Here is an 18,855-nt window from a genome sequence, read left to right as displayed (position 1 = left end):
AGATTGCGGTATGGGAGTAAGGAGGGAACGTGTTTGTGGGGATTCAATCATGGATGAGCCTATGGTTCGGTCTAACGCTGCCGGCCATCATGCTGATGTATATGTTCAAACGAAAATATGTGGATACAACGGTTCCCAGCCACCTGTTGTGGGAGCGGGTGCTTAAAAACCTGGAGGCCAACAGGCCGTGGCAGAAGCTGCAGAACCGGCTTCTGCTGTGGCTGCAGCTTCTGGCTGCCGCGTTGATGGTCTTCGCGCTGATGCAGCCCTTTATGCAGGTGTCCGGAGGCAGCGCCCATATCGTCATCGTTGCCGATACCTCGGGCAGCATGAGCGCGCAGATGCAGACTGAAGGCAGCGGGGAAGGAGAGGACTCCTCCCGATTGGAACAGATGAAGGAGCGCTTGAAGGCCTACGTTCGGGATCAGGGGAGACGGAGCGAGATCACGCTGCTGTCGACCGGATCCAGCCCTGTAACGCATGTATCCCATGAAAGCGACCGGGGCGCGATCGATGAAGCGATTGAAGCGCTGCATCCTTATTACGGAACGGCATCGTATCGGGAGACGCTCTCGCTTGCCGCGGCATTGACAAGGGAGGAACCCGATGCTGAGGTTGTCATATTTACGGACAGCCATTGGCGGCAGGATCCGGTCCCGATAGCCTTCCAGGTGCCGGTATCGGTGGAGACGATCCAGGGGGCGGCAAAACACAACGCATCGATCGAGCAGTTCGGCGTTTCTCCGAAGGGGGGACAGGATCTTCGTACGAAGGCGTTGCGGTGGTCAGCTCGAACGCGGAGGGGGCCTCCTCCGTCGAGGTAAATCTGTACGGAGACAGCCAGCTGCTCGCGAGCAGAGTCGTTGAGCTCGAACCCAAGAAGAAGGCGACGGCATCCTTCTCCGATCTTCCGTTTGCGGAGGTCTACCGGCTCGAGCTGGCATCCGAAGATGGCTATGCGGCCGATAATGAATCATTTGCCTTCGGAACCGGCCGCAGCTCCGCAAGGGTGCTGCTGTTAACCTCAGGCAATCTGTTTCTGGAGAAGGCGCTGCAGCTTAGCGGAGCGGAAGTGACCCGGATCGCCGTGAACGGATCGGCAGGCAATCAAGGCGATCAAGCTTCGGAAGGAAGCGGGAAAGGCGGTCTGAGCGAAGGAAGCGGGGATGACCGCACAGAACCGGATATTCCGCCCGTACCCGACGGCGAATTTGATCTGCTCGTCATGGACGGAAGCATTCCTGCGGGCTTTACGCAGGGGAAATGGGCAGAGCTGGCCCGGCAAACGCCGCTATGGACCATCGGCGGAGATGGACCGAAGGTCGGGAGCCAGGGCGGGCGGCCCGTGCTGGCCCAGCATCCGCTCACTTCTTATCTGACCATGTCGGGCGTTTATTTCGGCAAGCTGATCGATCAGCGCCCTGCATGGGGGAACCGGTCATCCGGCTCGGGGACCAGCCGCTCGTATATGCCGGTGTGGCGGAAGGCCGCCCGAGATTGTCCTTCCAGTTCCTGCTGCAGGACAGCGATCTGCCTCTGTCGCCTGAATTCCCGGTATTGGTGAATAATGCACTCGATTGGATGACTTCCGGCTCAGGGACCGGGCTTGGGCGATTCCTGGCCGGGGCCCAGGCGGATATTCCTGTAGCGGCTGATGCGGTATCCGCCAAGTGGGTACCCAAGAGCGGGCTTGCTCTTGCGGACGGACCGGATACCGTCGAGGTGCAGCGGAGCGAGAGCGGCATTTCAACGGTGCAGACGGTACCGGACGTTCCGGGACTGTATGCGTTCGAACAACAGAACGAAGCGGGAGAGACGACGTCGTACTGGCTTGCGGTGACGGCTGATCCGTACGAAGCGGACCTGAGCACGACGCAAGGTCCGGCGGTGAGCCAGACCGGCTCTGGCGCAGCGTCCGGCGGAGGAGATCAAGGCAGCGGCGCTTCGGCTGCAGAGCAGCGCAGAGCGGCCAGCCAGGCCGGTTCGCTTATGCCTTGGCTTGCTGCACTGGCGCTGGCCGTGATCGCTGCAGAATGGGGGTGTACCAGCGTGGGCGTTCAATTTAGTCATCCATGGTTGCTGCTGCTGCTGATCCCGGCAGGGATCTTTCTGTATTATGCATACCGGTCGGATTTCCGGTTAAGCGGCTTTCGGCGGAAGCTGGCGCTGGGTCTCAGAACCTTGGTCATTTTGCTGCTCATCTTCATGCTGTCGGGCCTGCATGGGTTCACCGTGCTGCGGGATAAACAGGTCGTCTTTTTGGCGGACCGATCGGACAGCATGGGAGACCCGTCACGGATCACAAGCTGGATCGGCGAGTCCATTGCAGCCAAAGGGGAAGAGGATACAACCGCCATCGTCTCAACGGGTCTTGAGGGCGCAGTGGAGCGGCGACTCTCGGCGGACGAGTCGGCCGGCGCGTCGCTGAATGCGCTGCTTGAAGGGCGGTTCACGGGACTGGAATCGGGTTTGCAGCTTGCCGGAAGCCTTCTGGACGGAAACGGCGATTCCCGAATCGTGCTGATCTCCGATGGGGAAGAGAATGTCGGAAGCATGACGGCCGCCGGAAGGCTGCTGAAGGATCGAGGCATCGCGGTGGATGTCCTCCCGGCTCCGAAGCAAGAGATCCGGGATGTCGCCGTCGAGGAGCTGAAGGTGCCGGAGAAGCTCTATCAAGCGGAATCCTTCTATGTGGAGGCGCTCATTCGCAGCACCTTCAAAACCGCCGGCGAGCTCCGCATTTATGAGGACAACCGGGAAATCGGACGGGAACGCGTGGAGGTATCGCCGGGGGAGAACCGTTTTGCGATCAAGGGACTTGCCAAGAACCCGGGTCTTCACAGGTACCGGGCCGAAATATTCATGGACGGGGATGAATCTGCGGCCAACAATGCCGCATTTGATTTTACCCGGGTCGACGGACCGCCGAGGGTGCTGATCGTTGAAGGCACCCCTGGGACCTCCGGCAACATTACGGCGGCTCTTGAGTCCGGCATGATCGGTACCGAGGTCATTCCGCCGGAGCTGCTGCCGCTCGATGCCGCGAAGTACGCCGCTTATGACAGCATCATATTCAACGATGTTTCGGGCAGCCGTGTCGGAGGCAAACAAATGGAGCTGATCGAACAGGCGGTCCGCAGCTTCGGCATCGGGTTCATGATGGCCGGCGGCGAAGACAGCTTCGGGATGGGCGGCTATTTCAAGACGCCGATCGAGAAGGCGCTGCCTGTGTCCATGGAGCTTGAGGGCAAGCGGGAAATCCCATCGCTCGGGCTGATTCTGGTCATTGACCGCTCGGGAAGCATGAGCGGGGAAAAGATCGAGCTTGCGAAAGAATCCGCGATGCGCACGGTGGAGCTCCTCAGGCCGAAGGATACGGTCGGGGTGGTCGCTTTCGACGACGCGCCTTGGTGGGTGGTGCCCCCTCAGACGCTGGAAAATAAGGAAGAGATCATCAGCAGCATCCAGTCGATTCCGAGCAACGGCGGCACGAATATTTATCCGGCGGTTTCATCCGCCTTGGATGAGATGCTGAAGATTAAATCCCAGCGCAGGCATATCATTCTGATGACGGACGGCCAGTCGGCCTTCAATTCGGGATATCAGGATTTGACCGATACGATGGTAAAGAATAAAATCACGATGTCCTCGGTAGCGGTCGGCATGGATGCAGACGTCAACCTGCTGCAAACCTTGGCGGAAGCCGCCAAGGGACGCTTCTACTTCGTGGAGGACGAAACGACGCTGCCGGCGATTTTCAGCCGGGAGGCCGTCATGATGGCCAAGTCTTATATTGTCGATAAGCCGTTCGTCCCCGCGCTTCAGCAGGCGGGAGACTGGGCAAGCCTGTTTCAAGAGGGCGTCCCGGGGCTGTACGGTTATGTGGCGACAACGCCGAAGTCGACGGCTCAGACGGTGCTGGCCAGCCCGGAGCCGGATCCGGTGCTCGCCCGCTGGCAGTACGGCTCGGGCCGAAGCGTGGCATGGACGAGCGATTTAAGCGGGAAATGGTCGAAGGAATGGGTGTCCTGGAACGCCTTTGCGGATACGCTGACGGAGATCGTGAAATGGACGTTCCCGCAGTTTACCTCCTCACCCTATGAGGTTACGACGGAAACGGCCGGGAACCAGGTGAGGCTGCAGGTAACGACCAACGGGGAGAAGCCGCCCGAGAAGCTGAATGCGGTCATTGGAGATGACGAAGCCGGCGAGCAGAAGGTGGAGCTGGTTCAGGAGGCGCCGGGCCGTTATACAGGGCTTGTGAATGTGACGAAGCCGGGCGCTTTCCTCCTTTCGCTCGAGGATGCGAGTGGAGATGGATCGAGAGCGGCAGCGCCGGGAACGGGCTTTGTCGTCCCTTATTCGCCGGAATATCGGATCTCCTCCGGAGACGGCGAGGAAGGGCTGACCCGTCTTGCTGAGCTTACGGGCGGACGCGTGCTGTCCTGGGATAACCCCAAGGAGGTATTTGACGGGAAGGCGGCTTCCCGAACGCAGCTGCATGACTGGAGCTATCCGCTGTTAGTTGCGGCCCTTCTGCTGTGGGTCGCCGACATCGCCGTGCGGCGCCTGGCGCTGCCATGGGCCGCCCTCGGCGCCCGCCTGGCCGCCCTGCTCCGCAGGCGGCCGGCTCCCGCCGGCGAGGCCGGGCAGCGCACCGGCCTCGAGCGGCTGGCGGCGCGCAAAGCCCGCGCCGCCACCTTTTACGGCGGCGGCCAGACATCGCCGCCGGCCAAGGCGCCGCCCGCGCAGGAGCGCAGCGGCGCGGGCGCACTCGCCGGGGGCGGGAACCCCGCCCCGGCGCCCGGCGCGGCTCCGGCTGGGGGCCGCAAGGCCCAGCCGGAGGCACGCGCACCGCAGCGGGGGCTGCCCCGCTGCGGGAAGAGCGGCCGGCGAAGGCGAAGCCGGCCGCAGGGGAGGGCGCGCGCCGCGGAAGCGCGCCGCCTCCGCCGCCCCCGCCGTCGAAGGCACCGGGGGGCGGAGAGCGCCGGCCCGAGGGAACCGGGCCGGCAGCGGGAGGAGGCTCCTCCATGGATCGCCTCCTCCAGGCCAAGAAGCGGGGAACCCGCCGATGAGCTTGAATGCCAATCCGAAGGCTCCGGCCAGACCATTTGTGTCTGGACCGGGGCTTTTTTTCGTACAAGGAAGCCAGCTTGGGAGAAGCCGGGGATGGACGGAGCCTAAAACGGCAGGCGTATTCCGGGAGTCTGGAACGTCCTGATGTTTTCCTGGGGAGTCGATTCCCGGGCCTTATTTCCAGCGGCTCGTTTAAGATTCGCTTCTCACGGTTATAACCCGTCTAATAAAGGAAATAATGCAGGAGGGACATTCGCGGCTTTTGTGTCAATTTGGAAAACAACGAAAATTACGTTATGGAAATGAATCACGTCTGGTGATACAATAAGAGTCAAAATGATATTCTCAACATTCCTAACTGCCCTCATTGCTACATAACAGGGCCGAAGGGGCGTAAGATGACTTCATATTCGAAGCTTACGACGGAGAAGATTTGAGGAGGACGAATCATGACAACTGAACATAATCAAACGATCGACAACCTGTCCATCGCGACGATTCGGACGCTGGCGATCGATGCGATCGAGAAGGCCAAATCCGGTCACCCGGGCATGCCGATGGGCTCTGCGCCAATGGGCTATCAATTGTTCGCGAAGACCATGGTCCATAACCCGGATCAGCCGAGCTGGATTAACCGCGACCGCTTTGTGCTGTCGGCAGGCCACGGTTCCATGCTGCTGTACAGCTTGCTTCACCTGAGCGGCTATGATCTCTCGCTGGAGGATCTGAAGCAGTTCCGTCAATGGGGCAGCAAGACGCCGGGCCATCCGGAATACGGTCATACGGCAGGCGTAGACGCCACGACAGGACCGCTTGGACAAGGCGTTGCGATGGCAGTCGGCATGGCGATGGCGGAAGCGCATCTGGGCGCGACTTACAACAAGGACGATTTCAAAGTTGTCGACCACTATACGTACGCGATCTGCGGCGACGGCGACCTGATGGAGGGCGTTGCTTCCGAAGCGGCTTCCCTGGCTGGCCATCTAAAGCTTGGCAAGCTGATCATGCTGTATGATTCCAACGATATCTCCCTGGACGGCGAGCTGAGCCTGGCCTTCTCCGAAAATGTAGCGAAGCGTTTTGAAGCTTACGGCTGGCAGGTGCTGCGCGTCGAAGACGGCAACGATCTGCCTGCCATTGAGAAAGCGATCGAGGAAGCGAAAGCCGAAACCGGTCGTCCGACGCTGATCGAAGTGAAGACGATCATCGGCTACGGAAGCCCGAACAAGCAAGGCAAGGGCGGACATGGCGGTACGCACGGCTCCCCGCTCGGAACCGAGGAAGCGAAGCTGACCAAGGAATTCTACAAGTGGGTATACGAAGAGGATTTCTATGTGCCTGAAGAAGTGCGCGAGCATTTCGGCAAAGTGAAGGAGCGCGGAATCGCCGCATACCAAGCTTGGGTCGATCAATTCGCGAAATATAAAGAAGCTTACCCTGAACTCGCAGCGCAGTTCGAGCGCGGCGAATCCGGCAAGCTTGCTGAGGGCTGGGATAAGGATCTTCCGAAATACAGCGCCGAGGACAAAGCCGTTTCCACCCGCGTTGCATCCGGTAAAGCGCTGAACGGCCTGACATCCGGCGTGCCTCATCTGCTTGGCGGCTCTGCGGATCTGGAGAGCTCCACAATGACGCATCTTAACGATCTGCCGTCCTTTACGCCTGAAAGCTATGAAGGCCGCAACGTCTACTACGGCGTTCGTGAATTTGCGATGGCCGGCGCGATGAACGGGATTGCGCTTCATGGCGGATTGAAAATCTTCGGCGGCACATTCTTCGTGTTTACGGATTATCTGCGTCCGGCTATTCGTCTGGCTGCGCTGATGAAGCTGCCGGTAACTTACGTGCTGACGCATGACAGCATCGCGGTTGGCGAAGACGGCCCAACCCACGAGCCGATTGAACAGCTCGCGTCCCTGCGCATTATCCCAGGCCTGACCGTGATCCGTCCGGCGGATGCCAACGAAACGTCGGCTGCATGGGCTTATGCGGTTGAAAATACGGACCGTCCGGTTGCTCTCGTGCTGACACGTCAGAACCTGCCGATTCTTGCAGGCACGGTAGACAACGCCCGCGAAGGCATCAAACGCGGCGCTTATGTCGTATCCGATGCCAAAGGCGGCAAGGTGCAGGCGCAAATCATCGCGACAGGCTCCGAGGTGCAGCTTGCGGTGAAAGCCCAAGAGGCGCTCGCTGAAGAGGGCATCCATGTCCGCGTCATCAGCATGCCAAGCTGGGATCTGTTCGACAGCCAGGATCAGGCTTACAAAGATTCCGTCCTGCTTCCGGACGTGAAAGCCCGCCTTGCCGTTGAAATGGCCCATCCGTTCGGCTGGGAGCGTTACGTCGGCGAAAAAGGCGACATTCTCGGCATCTCCATCTTCGGTGCTTCCGCACCTGGCGACCGTGTCATTGCGGAGTATGGCTTCACCGTTGAAAATGTCGTCAGCCGCGTCAAAGCGCTGCTGTAATTCATTTAGAACGAACTCCATAGGATCAACCGGCACCCGCTTCATGCGGGTGTCGTCATATATCTTGCTTTACATATTTTGGAGGGGAGCAGAACGATGTCGCAATTCAAGAATGCTACGATTACTAAGGCAGCCAACATTTATTATGAGGGGAACGTGACGAGCCGCACGGTGGTCTTGGAGGATGGCCAAAAGGTAACGCTGGGCATCATGCTGCCGGGCAGCTACGAATTTGGCACGGACGGCCCGGAAATTATGGAGATCTTGTCGGGCGATCTGCGGGTTCTTCTTCCGGGTGAGCAGGAATGGCGGGAGATTCAGGGGAGCGCCACCTTCGACGTGCCGGGCAACTCGAGCTTTAAGCTGGAGATCCGCACCGTTACCGATTACTGTTGCTCTTATCCGGCGTCCTGATCCAAGGCGCGAAGCTTCGACTGCCGCGCTCGGTAAATCAGCAGGGGATCACTGATTCTTGCTAGTGGGTCGATCACACAAAAAAAGACCCGTTCCCCGGTCCGCGTGTCATTGACGGATACTTAGGAAAACGAGCCGTTACGATGTGGATGCCAGCTATTACGTTTTATGTGAGCTTGCATCAATCTGACTTTGAGCTTGACTTAGCTTACTTAGAGCTTGTCTTAAAGCTTACTTAGAGCTTAGAGCTTAGAGCTTGCTGATTGCATGACTTGAGGACTTAGAGCCCGGCTTTGATTTCGGCTTTGAGCTTATTGCAGCTCCTTGCCTCCGATTTTCTGGCCGATCCATGCCTCGTAGCATTTCACGACAGCGGACAGGTCCTCCTCGCCGTAGCCTTCGCTGGCTCCGGCCTGGAACAGGCTCTTCGCCAGATTCAGCATCGGGGACGGCATGCCGGCACTGTCGGTGAGCGAGGATGCCAGCTTCAAGTCCTTAAGCATAAGCGCCAAGGAGAATTGATTGCTGAAGTCGCCGTCGATAATTTTGCGGCCTTTCAGCTCCGCCGCTTTGCTGCCCGCCGAGCCGAGCTGAACCAGCTCGAGGAAGTTATCTGCCGGAATGCCGGATTTGGCGGCAATGGCGAACCCTTCGGCAAGCGCCAGATTATTGATGCCGACGATGGTATTATGCGCGAGCTTGGCCACCGCGCCGCTTCCGTTCGCGCCCATGTGGATAACCTTTTTGCCAAGCGTCTCGAATATGTCCGACTGAGCCGCTATGACCTCAGCATCGCCGCCGACCATGAAGACCAGTGTTCCGTCAATCGCGGCAGGCTTGCTGCCGGTTACGGGCGCGTCAAGGAAGGATGCGCCAAGTCCGGAAACGGCGGACGCAATTTCTTTGACGAGGCTTGGGGAGATCGTGCTGCAGTCGATGACGGTCATGCCCTCCCTTAGCGAGCCCAGCAGACCGTTCTCGCCATAGAAGACGTCCCGGATGGATTCATCATTGCTTACCATCGTGATAACGACATCTTGTCCTTCTGCGGCTTCGCGCGGGGTATCCGCAACGGAAGCACCCTGTTCGGCGAGCGGACGGCATTTTTCACTGGTCCGGTTGTACACGGTAACGTCATAATTCTGTTTAAGCAGGTTGGCTGCCATGGGTGCGCCCATGGTGCCGAGCCCGATAAAGCCGATTTTCTTCATAGCTATCACCTTCGCTTATGGATTCCTGATCCATTCTATCTTAGCACGTGTTTCCGAACCGAAGCCAGTCTTCACCGGAGGAAGCGCCGGATTGCCGGATTCGAAGGAACGATGAAGAATGCATGACGGTTCGCTTGCGGACCTTGCGGTCCCTATCAAATTACAGTATCCTATTCCTAAATTCACAGGAGGTTTAGAGGCATGTCTAAAAAAATCAAATTTGATTATAGTAAAGCACTAACTTTCGTCAATCAACACGAGGTGGATTATTTCGCGGAGCCGATCCGCACCGCTCATGAGCAGCTACATAAAGGCACAGGCGCCGGCTCCGATTATTTGGGCTGGATCGACCTTCCAACGAATTATGATAAAGAAGAATTTGCGCGAATCCAGAAAGCGGCGGCTAAAATCCAGAGCGATTCCGACGTGCTGATCGTCATTGGCATCGGCGGCTCCTATCTCGGCGCCCGCGCTGCGATCGAGATGCTGTCCCATTCGTTCTATAATGAACTGCCGAAGGACAAGCGCAAGACGCCTGAAATATATTTTGCAGGCAACAACATCAGCTCCACTTATGTGAAGCATCTGCTTGATCTGATTGAGGGCAAGGACTTCTCCGTCAACGTAATCTCCAAATCGGGCACAACGACGGAGCCGGCCATCGCATTCCGGATCTTCCGTGCCGAGCTCGAGAAGAAATACGGCAAGGAGGAAGCGCGCAAGCGGATCTACGCGACAACGGACCAAGCGAAGGGCGCACTCAAGAAGCTTGCCAATGAGGAAGGCTACGAGTCCTTCGTGATCCCTGACGACGTAGGCGGACGCTACTCGGTACTGACGGCCGTGGGACTTCTTCCGATCGCAACCGCTGGCATCAACATCGAAGAGATGATGCAAGGCGCGGCTGATGCTGCGAAGGAATACAGCAGCCCGAACGTTGCCGAGAACGAAGCGTACCAGTATGCCGCTGTTCGGAACGCGTTGTATCGCAAAGGCAAGGCTATCGAGATTCTGGTTAACTACGAGCCTTCCCTGCACTTCGTATCCGAATGGTGGAAGCAGCTGTACGGCGAGAGCGAAGGCAAGGACTTCAAGGGCATTTATCCGGCATCGGTGGATTTCTCGACCGATCTGCACTCCATGGGCCAATTCATTCAGGAAGGCAGCCGCAATATCTTCGAAACCGTCATTCAGGTGGAGAACGTTTCCGAGCACATTACGATCGAATCGGATCCGGAAGATCTGGACGGCCTTAACTTCTTGACCGGAAAAACGCTGGATTTCGTCAACAAAAAAGCATTCCAGGGCACGATGCTGGCCCATACGGACGGACAAGTTCCGAACTTGATTGTGACAATTCCAGATTTCACTCCCTATTCGTTCGGATATCTGGTATACTTTTTCGAAAAGGCATGCGGTATCAGCGGCTACTTGTTGGGTGTGAACCCGTTTGACCAACCGGGCGTAGAGGCTTACAAGAAGAATATGTTCGCTCTGCTTGGCAAACCGGGATATGAGAAGGAAAAAGCCGAATTGGAAGCGAGACTTTCCGAATAAACCTGACACATCATGGAATTTTAACGCAAGACGCTGAAGAAAGCAGTTCGCCGGCATATTTTTTGTGCCGGGAACTGCTTTCTTGGTAATTTGTTCGTTCTCGGGTTCACCCGCTGAAGTTTGCATCCATATGCGGGCATTGATTGTTATGCCGCTTCGGGGAAGAGAGCCCGATAGTAAGGGGTGGTTATTCATTCATGTTGGATCGTTACAAGACGGTGCGTCAGGCAGGCTCCAAGGAAATCGTCATCAAGAAATCCCGATTCATCGGTCATGTGATGCCGGTTGCGACCGAGGAGGAAGCCATCGCATTTATTGAAGACATCAAGAAGAAGCATTGGAACGCGACGCATAACTGCTCCGCCTACATGATCGGCGAGCGGGACGAAATCCAGAAGCAGTCCGATGACGGGGAACCGAGCGGTACGGCCGGCAAGCCGATTCTGGAAGTGATCCGCAGCCAGGGGCGGAAAAATATAGCGATCGTCGTCACCCGGTATTTCGGCGGCATCATGCTGGGTGCGGGCGGACTTATTCGGGCTTATACGGACGGAGCGGTTGCCGCCATTGAGTCGGGGGATCCGATTACGAGAGTACTCCACCGGGAGGTTTTCGTGGAACTGGATTATACTTGGCTCGGGAAGGTAGAGAACGAGCTCCGCAACCGCGGTGTCCGCATGGGAGAGACGGGCTTTGCCGATACAGTGACATTGACCTGCTTGCCGCTGGACGGCGAGGCGGAGAGCTTTATCGCCTGGATGGTTGATTTGACGCAGGGGCAGTCCTTGATCACGGAGGGAGAGCGGCTTTATTTTATTGAAGGGGAATAAAATAATATGGCAAGAAGAGCAGTTGAACGCGAGTTGTCCAGGGAGCGGATATTGGAAGCAGCCAGGCATTTGTTTATAACAAAAGGCTACAGGGCCATTTCGATGCGCAGCATCGGGCAGCATCTGGGTTATAGCCACGGCTCCTTGTACTATCATTTTAAGGAAAAGGCGGAGCTATTCTACGCCATTGTCGTGAAGGATTTCAATGATCTGAATGATTTGCTGTTGGAAGTGTCGGGAAAGCCTCCCTGTGACGGAGTTTCGAAGCTGGAGCAGCTGATGCTGGAGTTCGTCCGTTTTGGTCTGGACAATCCGTACCAATACGAGATCATGTTCATGATCCGGGACGAGGAGCTGCTGTCCTACTGTCGCTCTGAGCAGGGGCGTTGTTTTGAAATGTTCGCTACGCTTGTCCGTCAATATTTGCTTGAGGAGAACTATAGCGAGGAGGAGCGGCGCACCGTTCCGCTGACTTTATTTTTGTCGCTGCATGGCTTTATATCGTATTACATTCAGGACCGGATCGGTTTTGAAGAGATCAAACCCGCCGCACTCACCCATATCAAGGTACTATGCCGAAGCTTGTACAGCCGGGTCTAGTCCCCGTTTTTGCCGTACCGTTTTCGCTTGATGCTTCAATGTATTACAACGATGTTGCGTTGAAACGTCAATCACCTGATGTTAACATCAAGACAGACATCACGCTCTAGCATGATGCCTGTCTTTTTTCTGATGGCATACTCCGAAAGCTTGATTAGCCTTCCATGATCTTCACATGGTACTGCCGCTGCCGCGGTCCGTCAAATTCGCAGAAATAAATGCCCTGCCAGCGTCCGAGCAGCAGATGTCCGTTATGAATAATGACGGTCTGGGAAGGGCCGCATGTGATGGATTTCAGATGGGAAGCCGTATTCCCTGCGGCATGACGGTATTTGGGGTGCTCCCACGGATACACCTCATCCAGCGACATCAGCACATCCCGTCTCACGTCCGGATCGGCATTCTCATTAATGGCAATGCCTGCCGTCGTATGAGGGCAGTAGATCAGCGCTGTCCCTTGCTGAACCCCGCTTTGCTTCACGAAGGAAGCAACCTCCCGGGTAATATCCCTCAACTCGTCCCGTCCCTGTGTACGTAATTCCCCTGTAAACAGCAAAATAAAAACCTCCTCAACTTTTTCCATATTTATTATTATTTTACCCTATAAACTGCAAAAGATGGATTGACGATCGGATTCCGCATTTGGTAAAGTATGTTTAAGCAAAAAAACCAAGTATACAAATAGGAAATATAAAGATGAATTCTGCGTACGAGTCGACCGGAAGTAAGTTCCGGAGGCGGGAGGGGTGCATTGTGACAACATGGATACGCCATAAGGGATGGACATGGGGATTTCGGAGCACGGTACTGCTTTATTTTTTTGCCCTGATCGTGCTGCCGATTTTTGGCGTATATGTACAGTCTTTTTCTGCCGGTTGGAGCCATTTCGCCGAGAGCATCGTGGAGCCGATCGCCTGGAAGGCCGTGCTTCTAACGATCAAGCTTGGCTTGATCTCTACCTTGATCAACGTGCTTATCGGAACGATGATCGCCTGGGTGCTGACAAAATACCGCTTTCCGGGAAGAACGCTGCTCAATAGTCTGGTGGATTTGCCCTTTGCCCTTCCTACCGCGGTCGGAGGGCTTATGATATTGCTCTTACTGGGACCTGGAAGTCTGATCGGCGAGGCAGCGGAGAAGCTGGGTTTCGAGATCGTGTTTCATCAGCCGGCCATCGTCATTGCCATGCTGTTCGTCACGTTTCCGTTCGTCATTCGGGCGGTTCAGCCGCTGCTGGAGGAGCTGGATCCGCTTGAGGAAGAGGCGGCCTATACGCTGGGAGCATCCAAGACAACAACCTTTTTCAAGGTCATTCTGCCTTCTATGCTGCCCGGCATCATCAGCGGAGGGATGCTGGCATTTTCCAGAGCGCTTGCCGAGTTCGGCGCAGTCGTATTGGTAGCCGGAAATATCCCTGGACGAACGTTGATTGCCTCCGTATTCATTTTCGGAGAAATCGAGAGTGACAACCCGGCAGGGGCCGCAGCCGTATCCGTTATGCTCCTTACGCTGTCGTTCCTCATCTTATGGATCATCAATACGGTTCAGCAGAGGGGGAGACGGATGTGAGAAGGCTGTGGATCGGATTAACCTATGCCGTATTTATATTTCTCCTCATCATTCCATTGTCCCGCATCGCCATTGGGGCATTTGAGAACGGGCTTGATGGATTTGCCGAGGGGCTCTTTCGCCCGGAGGCGCTGCATGCCTTGATGATGACAGGACTTATCGTAATCGTTGTTACTATACTTAATGCTTTGTTCGGCATTATGATGGCGCTCTATTTGGTCAGGGCGAATTGGCTGAGCCATAAAATCAAAAGCATCCTGAACAGCATCGTCGATCTTCCCTACGCCGTTTCCCCGGTCATCGGCGGCCTTATGATTGTATTGCTGCTGGGTCCCGACAGTATCATCGGCGGATTTTTTGAAGGAATCGGCTTTAAGGTAGTTTATGCCTTCCCGGGCATGGTCATTGCCACCCTTTTTGTGACGTTCCCGCTGATGGTGCGCGAGGTAATGCCGGTGCTGCAGGAGATCGGACATGATCAGGAGCAGGCTGCCGCTACGCTGGGAGCTTATAGCTGGACCACGTTCCGCAAGGTGACCTGGCCCTCCATTCGCTGGGCTGTCGTATACGGCCTCGTGCTTACGGTCGCCCGTTCCCTCGGGGAATTCGGTGCTGTGCTGGTGGTGTCGGGCAATATCATGAACAAGACGCAAACGGCGACAACGCTTGTTTATCAGGATGTCGAGAATTTTAACGTGGCTGCCGCCAACGGAGTGGCTCTCGTGCTCGCGGCTTTTTCCGTGGCGCTGCTGCTGATGATGGAGTGGGCCAAGAAAAGAAAGGAAGTGCATTGACATGCATGTTGAAGTTCGCGATCTGAATAAGCATTTCGGTACGTTTCACGCGGTAAAGGATGTCAGCTTCGAAATCGAGAAGGGGCATCTGATCGGGCTTCTCGGTCCGAGCGGCGGCGGCAAAACCTCGATTCTGCGCATGCTGGCAGGGCTTGAGACCCCGGACTCGGGCCAGATTTCCTTTCACGGCCAGGTGGTCAACGACCTGCCGCCTCAGGAGCGGGGGATTGGATTCGTTTTTCAAAATTATGCATTGTTCAAGCATATGACCGTATATGACAACATCGCATTCGGCTTGAAGATTAAGAAAGAGCCGAAAGCCAGAATCAAAGACAAGGTGACGGAACTGGTGGAGCTCACCGGGCTCAAAGGATTCGAGCACAGATACCCGCATCAATTGTCAGGCGGCCAGCGCCAGCGCGTCGCCTTCGCAAGGGCACTAGCTCCGGAGCCGCAGCTGCTGCTCCTGGATGAGCCGTTCGCGGCGATCGATGCGAAGATTCGCCAGGAGCTCCGCTCCTGGCTGCGGGAGCTGATCGAGCGGGTGGGCATTACGTCCATTTTCGTTACCCATGACCAGGATGAGGCGATCGAGGTTGCGGATGAAATCATGATCATTAATCAGGGGCGGGTCGAGCAGAAGGGAACGCCTTGGGATATTTATAAGGAGCCGAAGACGCCGTTTGTTGCGTCCTTTATCGGCGAGTCCACCGTCATTGCCAGCGCCGGCGAGCTGAAGGGCTTCGAAGCGGCCGTGAACAAGCACGCTACGCGCGCGCTCATTCGGCCGGAATATATCGAGCTCGGCAGCGAGCATGATTTCCCGGTGCTGTCCGCAACGGAGACCGGGATCGTTCGCCATCTGCATTTCCGCGGAAGCGAATGGCTCGTTGAGGTCGAGGTTAAGGGCCATAAATTAATCACGTATCGTTCCTTGGAGAAGGAGACGCTGCATCCGGGGCAGCAAGTCCGGGTGCTCGTACATCGGGCTTATCTGTTCAATGAGGAGCACAGCTGGATTGAAGAGAATCGACTAAAGGTCGATCCGATGCCGATCATGATCTGACCGTTCTAACTATACGGAGGGAAGTGGTATCATGCGAATCTTGAGAAATCACCCTGCCTCATTCCTGCTGATCGGCATGGCGCTTCTCTTCGGCTTCCTGATCGCCGGATGCGCTGAGAAGGAGCCATCCCAAGAGGTAACCGTCCGGCCTGGCGAAAGGACGCTTGTCCTTGGCGCATACAGTGTCGCCCGGGACGCCATGCACGAGATTATTCCGGCCTTCCAGGAGAAGTGGAAGGAGCAGACGGGTGAGACGATCCGTTTTCAGGAATCGTACGAGGCATCCGGAACCCAGGCACGCGCGATTACAGGCGGTTTCGAAGCGGATGTGACACTGCTCGCCATGGAGGGGGACGTCGGCAAGCTGGTCAGATCGGGCCTGGTGTCGAAGGAGTGGAAGAATCAAGCTTATGGCGGCATGGTGACGCGCTCGATCGTCGTGCTGGGCACAAGGGAAGGAAACCCGAAAGGGATTCGGGATTTTGACGACCTCACGAAACCGGGCGTGAAAGTTCTGTATCCGAACCCGAAGACGTCGGGAGGCGCCCAGTGGGATATCAACGCCATTTACGGCGCAGGTCTGAAGCAATCGGAAGCGAAGGGCCAGCGGGATCCTGCGGCAGCGAAGGCGTTTCTTGAAGCGGTGCATCGGAACGTGGAGTCGCTCGACAAGAGCGGCAGGGCGTCCATGGCTGCCTTTGAGTACGGGGTCGGCGATGTCATTGTCACGTATGAAAACGAACTGCTGGCACGCATCGCGCAAGGGGTGCCTTATGATATCGTGGTGCCGGAACACACGATGCTGATCGAGAATCCAGCCGTTGTGGTCGAGAAGTATGCCGAGGAGCACGGGACATCCGATGTGGCTGAAGCCTTCGTTCAATACTTGTATTCACCCGATGCGCAGCGCATCTTCGTCAAGCATGGCTTCCGCCCGGTAGAGGAAACGGTTTACGCCGAGACGAAGGACCGCTTCCCGAACCCGCCGGGGCTGTTCGATATCGAATATTTGGGGGGCTGGGATACCGTCCGCGAGACGCTGTATTCCAAGCGCGGCGTCTGGTATCAGGTGCTGGCCGGCTTGTAACCTCTTATAACCAGGATGCCGCATACGGAACGAGCCGGCGGGGGAGATCCCCAACCGGCTCGTTTTCGGTGTGTCCGCGCTTTGAATGCACGCAGCATGTTATTTGACAGAGTGGCCGATGCAGCTCGGGTTGCTTGAAGCTTTGCGTTCCTCCCACTCTTCCCTCAGTACGCCCATGCGAATGGAATCATAGTAAACCCCATTATAATATCTGCATTTTCTCATGCGTCCTTCCAGGCGCATCCCGATCTTCTCTGCACAGCGCATCATCCGTGGATTTCCGGACCAGGTCGTAATGCCGACCCGGGCGATATCGAGATGACGAAACAGGCAATCCACCCACAGGGACAGCGCCTCGGTTCCATAGCCTCCGCTCCAATGCTGCGGGTCATAAATGGTAATGCCCGCTTCCAGCCACTTCGAGGGCTCATGCTCCCAGTAGAAGGTCACGAGCCCAATCGTTTGACCTTGGACTTCGATGAGCAGATCACTGGGAAAACGACCGGATTCGAAATCGGAGCTCCACTGTGTTTCAAATACCTCATAGGAGACATGCTTTAAGGGAAAGTAGGGGGCGTCGTATTGTTTCCACATCGGGTTGTCGGTACCGTATATAAGCTCGTAGAGAACAGGCGTATCCTCCGGACGACGGGTTCGAAGCGTTACTAGCTTGCCTTGAATCACGATATTTTGCATATGTAGATCATTCCTCCGCTTTTTTGAAAAGACCGCAAACCGGTGCTTGATTGCACATCCATTGTACCTCCGCCTGGGGGGGAATTACCAATGAAAATGGATAATAGCTCCATGGTATGCAACATTAGGATACATTAAAGCGTCTCTATAGGTTAGTAGCGAACAATCCATAATAAGGGGCGTTTACCATGCGGAAATGGACGGTTATTGCCTGTGCTTGCTTGCTCATATGGCTCACTGCCTGCGGTCAGGGGGACAAGATTCAAACCGCTGGCGGGAAAAAGGAGGAGCAGCAGAAAAAAATCAAGGTGTTGTCGGAAACGGAACGGAAAAACGTATTGGCCAAGGTCGATCAAGGCATGACGCAAGCCGGGCGTGATTTTGCGCTGCGGCTGCATCAATCGCTCGCAACGGAGCTGGAACAAGAGAACTTGATTCTATCGCCTTACAGCATTACCCAAGCGCTTGCGCTGGCATACAACGGCGCTGCAGGGGATACGGCGGCCGAGATGTCCGCCATGCTCGGCTGGAAGGACCAGCCCCTGGCAGACGTCAATGAAGGGAACCACCACCTATCAACGCTTCTGGAGCGCGGAAACGGCGTAGTCCTGAATGTGGCCAATTCCGTCTGGTATCAGCAGGGAGTGGCTATGAAGAAGGACTATCTGAACACGCTTCAAGACAGCTATGGGGCAGTGGCCAAAGGGACCCATTTAGGGGAAGACAAGGCTATGAACCAGATCAACGACTGGGTGAACAAGAAGACGGAAGGGATGATTCCCTCCATCTTTAGCGAGCCTCCAGGCGGCGTTGCTGTACTGATCAATGCGATCTATTTCAACGGGGGCTGGAAGGATGAATTCGATCCGGCGAATACCGTGGACGAGTCGTTTACCTTGGCCAACGGCAACAGTAAGCAAATTCCGATGATGAAGCGGGAAGGTAAATACGAATATAAGGAAGGGGAGGATTGGCAGGCCATTCGCATCCCGTATGCGGAAGGGCAGATGCATATGCTGGTCATCCTGCCGAAGGCGTCCTCTTCGCTTGCCACACTGCATCAGGAGCTGTGGGAGGATGCGTCAGCCTGGGAGGAAGGCTTCTCCTACGAAACGGTTAAGCTGAGCCTGCCGCGATTTAAGGCGGAACAGTCCTTTGAGCTGCCGAAAACGCTGCAAGGGCTCGGCATGGTCAAGGCATTCGATCCGCTTGAAGCGGATTTTACCGCCATGGCCGAAGGAGGAGACGGCTTCTACATCGACGAAGTGAAGCATAAAGCGGTCGTTGACGTCAGCGAAACCGGGACGAAAGCCGCTGCCGTTACCTCGGTTGGGGTTGTAGCGAGCGCGGAGCCTCCTTCCGAGCCAATCGAGATGGACGTCAACCGCCCGTTTTTCTTTGCGATCGAAGATCGGGACACGGGTTCATGGGTATTCATTGGGTCTGTATTTGATCCCCGGGCATAATATACAATAACGATTCAG

General features: G+C 56.2%; 14 protein-coding genes and 1 pseudogene. 12 read left to right on the top strand and 3 right to left on the bottom strand.

Annotation, left to right across the window (positions count from 1 at the left end):
* The first annotated feature begins 35 nt into the window (after positions 1 to 35).
* From NST08_RS29970 to ppnP, 4 genes and pseudogenes are all read left to right on the top strand, one after another.
* Positions 36 to 2,066 (top strand): annotated as a pseudogene (locus tag NST08_RS29970) (vWA domain-containing protein).
* Positions 2,050 to 5,184: a VWA domain-containing protein gene (locus NST08_RS23475; RefSeq protein WP_445933637.1), complete on the top strand. Its 3,135-nt coding sequence runs from the start codon at positions 2,050 to 2,052 to the stop codon at positions 5,182 to 5,184. Before NST08_RS29970 ends, NST08_RS23475 begins: the two are co-directional and overlap by 17 nt.
* 341 nt (positions 5,185 to 5,525) lie before the next feature.
* Positions 5,526 to 7,547, top strand: a complete 2,022-nt coding sequence (tkt, locus tag NST08_RS23470) for a transketolase (protein ID WP_007127178.1) — start codon at positions 5,526 to 5,528, stop codon at positions 7,545 to 7,547.
* Between the two features lie 96 nt (positions 7,548 to 7,643).
* On the top strand, positions 7,644 to 7,961 hold the full coding sequence (ppnP, locus tag NST08_RS23465; protein ID WP_007127179.1) for a pyrimidine/purine nucleoside phosphorylase: 318 nt from the start codon (positions 7,644 to 7,646) through the stop codon (positions 7,959 to 7,961).
* Between the two features lie 311 nt (positions 7,962 to 8,272).
* Here the strand turns inward: ppnP and NST08_RS23460 are convergent, their stop codons facing one another.
* Complete coding sequence (locus NST08_RS23460) at positions 8,273 to 9,172, bottom strand: NAD(P)-dependent oxidoreductase (RefSeq protein ID WP_341342337.1); 900 nt, start codon at positions 9,170 to 9,172, stop codon at positions 8,273 to 8,275.
* A 201-nt stretch (positions 9,173 to 9,373) separates the two neighbouring features.
* Here NST08_RS23460 and NST08_RS23455 point away from each other — a divergent pair, with 201 nt between their 5' ends.
* From NST08_RS23455 to NST08_RS23445, 3 genes are all read left to right on the top strand, one after another.
* Positions 9,374 to 10,729, top strand: a complete 1,356-nt coding sequence (locus tag NST08_RS23455; RefSeq protein ID WP_077567930.1) for a glucose-6-phosphate isomerase — start codon at positions 9,374 to 9,376, stop codon at positions 10,727 to 10,729.
* A 197-nt stretch (positions 10,730 to 10,926) separates the two neighbouring features.
* Entirely contained in the window at positions 10,927 to 11,559 is a 633-nt protein-coding gene (locus NST08_RS23450) for a YigZ family protein (RefSeq protein ID WP_007127182.1), read from the top strand.
* Positions 11,560 to 11,565: 6 nt separating this feature from the next.
* The gene (locus tag NST08_RS23445) at positions 11,566 to 12,159 is read left to right on the top strand and encodes a TetR/AcrR family transcriptional regulator (protein WP_007127183.1); all 594 of its coding nucleotides are present in this window, start codon (positions 11,566 to 11,568) and stop codon (positions 12,157 to 12,159) included.
* Between the two features lie 154 nt (positions 12,160 to 12,313).
* On the opposite strand, the gene NST08_RS23440 is transcribed toward NST08_RS23445, so the two are convergent.
* Positions 12,314 to 12,715 (bottom strand): secondary thiamine-phosphate synthase enzyme YjbQ, encoded by a 402-nt coding sequence (locus NST08_RS23440; protein WP_341342336.1) that lies wholly within the window; start codon positions 12,713 to 12,715, stop codon positions 12,314 to 12,316.
* Between the two features lie 197 nt (positions 12,716 to 12,912).
* Here NST08_RS23440 and cysT point away from each other — a divergent pair, with 197 nt between their 5' ends.
* From cysT to NST08_RS23420, 4 genes are read left to right on the top strand one after another with little or no spacing between them, the layout of a single operon-like run.
* Positions 12,913 to 13,728 carry a sulfate ABC transporter permease subunit CysT gene (cysT, locus tag NST08_RS23435; protein WP_040737777.1) on the top strand — a complete coding sequence of 272 codons (816 nt, stop codon included), beginning with the start codon at positions 12,913 to 12,915 and terminating at the stop codon, positions 13,726 to 13,728.
* Positions 13,725 to 14,522 (top strand): sulfate ABC transporter permease subunit, encoded by a 798-nt coding sequence (locus NST08_RS23430; protein ID WP_007127186.1) that lies wholly within the window; start codon positions 13,725 to 13,727, stop codon positions 14,520 to 14,522. The genes cysT and NST08_RS23430 overlap by 4 nt, the downstream gene beginning before the upstream one ends.
* A gap of 1 nt (position 14,523) precedes the next feature.
* A complete protein-coding gene (locus NST08_RS23425) occupies positions 14,524 to 15,588 on the top strand; it encodes a sulfate/molybdate ABC transporter ATP-binding protein (RefSeq protein ID WP_028403719.1) in 1,065 nt (354 codons plus the stop codon).
* 31 nt (positions 15,589 to 15,619) lie between these two features.
* Positions 15,620 to 16,675 (top strand): sulfate ABC transporter substrate-binding protein, encoded by a 1,056-nt coding sequence (locus NST08_RS23420; RefSeq protein WP_007127188.1) that lies wholly within the window; start codon positions 15,620 to 15,622, stop codon positions 16,673 to 16,675.
* A gap of 99 nt (positions 16,676 to 16,774) precedes the next feature.
* Here NST08_RS23420 and NST08_RS23415 read toward each other — a convergent pair whose 3' ends face one another.
* A complete protein-coding gene (locus NST08_RS23415) occupies positions 16,775 to 17,371 on the bottom strand; it encodes a GNAT family N-acetyltransferase (protein ID WP_007127189.1) in 597 nt (198 codons plus the stop codon).
* A 188-nt stretch (positions 17,372 to 17,559) separates the two neighbouring features.
* Here NST08_RS23415 and NST08_RS23410 point away from each other — a divergent pair, with 188 nt between their 5' ends.
* A complete protein-coding gene (locus NST08_RS23410; protein ID WP_028403722.1) occupies positions 17,560 to 18,837 on the top strand; it encodes a serpin family protein in 1,278 nt (425 codons plus the stop codon).
* Positions 18,838 to 18,855 lie beyond the last annotated feature (18 nt).

The sequence above is a fragment of the Paenibacillus sp. FSL K6-1566 genome, from assembly GCF_038050475.1.
GTDB lineage: Bacteria > Bacillota > Bacilli > Paenibacillales > Paenibacillaceae > Paenibacillus_AQ > Paenibacillus_AQ lactis.
This window is presented reverse-complemented; position numbering and strand designations above follow the sequence as displayed.

Coding starts and splice junctions, on each gene's coding strand:
- tkt (WP_007127178.1), top strand. CDS start 5,526: ATGACAACTGAACATAATCAAACGATCGACAACCTGTCCATCGCGACG.
- ppnP (WP_007127179.1), top strand. CDS start 7,644: ATGTCGCAATTCAAGAATGCTACGATTACTAAGGCAGCCAACATTTAT.
- NST08_RS23460 (WP_341342337.1), bottom strand. CDS start 9,172: ATGAAGAAAATCGGCTTTATCGGGCTCGGCACCATGGGCGCACCCATG.
- NST08_RS23455 (WP_077567930.1), top strand. CDS start 9,374: ATGTCTAAAAAAATCAAATTTGATTATAGTAAAGCACTAACTTTCGTC.
- NST08_RS23450 (WP_007127182.1), top strand. CDS start 10,927: ATGTTGGATCGTTACAAGACGGTGCGTCAGGCAGGCTCCAAGGAAATC.
- NST08_RS23445 (WP_007127183.1), top strand. CDS start 11,566: ATGGCAAGAAGAGCAGTTGAACGCGAGTTGTCCAGGGAGCGGATATTG.
- NST08_RS23425 (WP_028403719.1), top strand. CDS start 14,524: ATGCATGTTGAAGTTCGCGATCTGAATAAGCATTTCGGTACGTTTCAC.
- NST08_RS23420 (WP_007127188.1), top strand. CDS start 15,620: ATGCGAATCTTGAGAAATCACCCTGCCTCATTCCTGCTGATCGGCATG.
- NST08_RS23415 (WP_007127189.1), bottom strand. CDS start 17,371: ATGCAAAATATCGTGATTCAAGGCAAGCTAGTAACGCTTCGAACCCGT.
- NST08_RS23410 (WP_028403722.1), top strand. CDS start 17,560: ATGCGGAAATGGACGGTTATTGCCTGTGCTTGCTTGCTCATATGGCTC.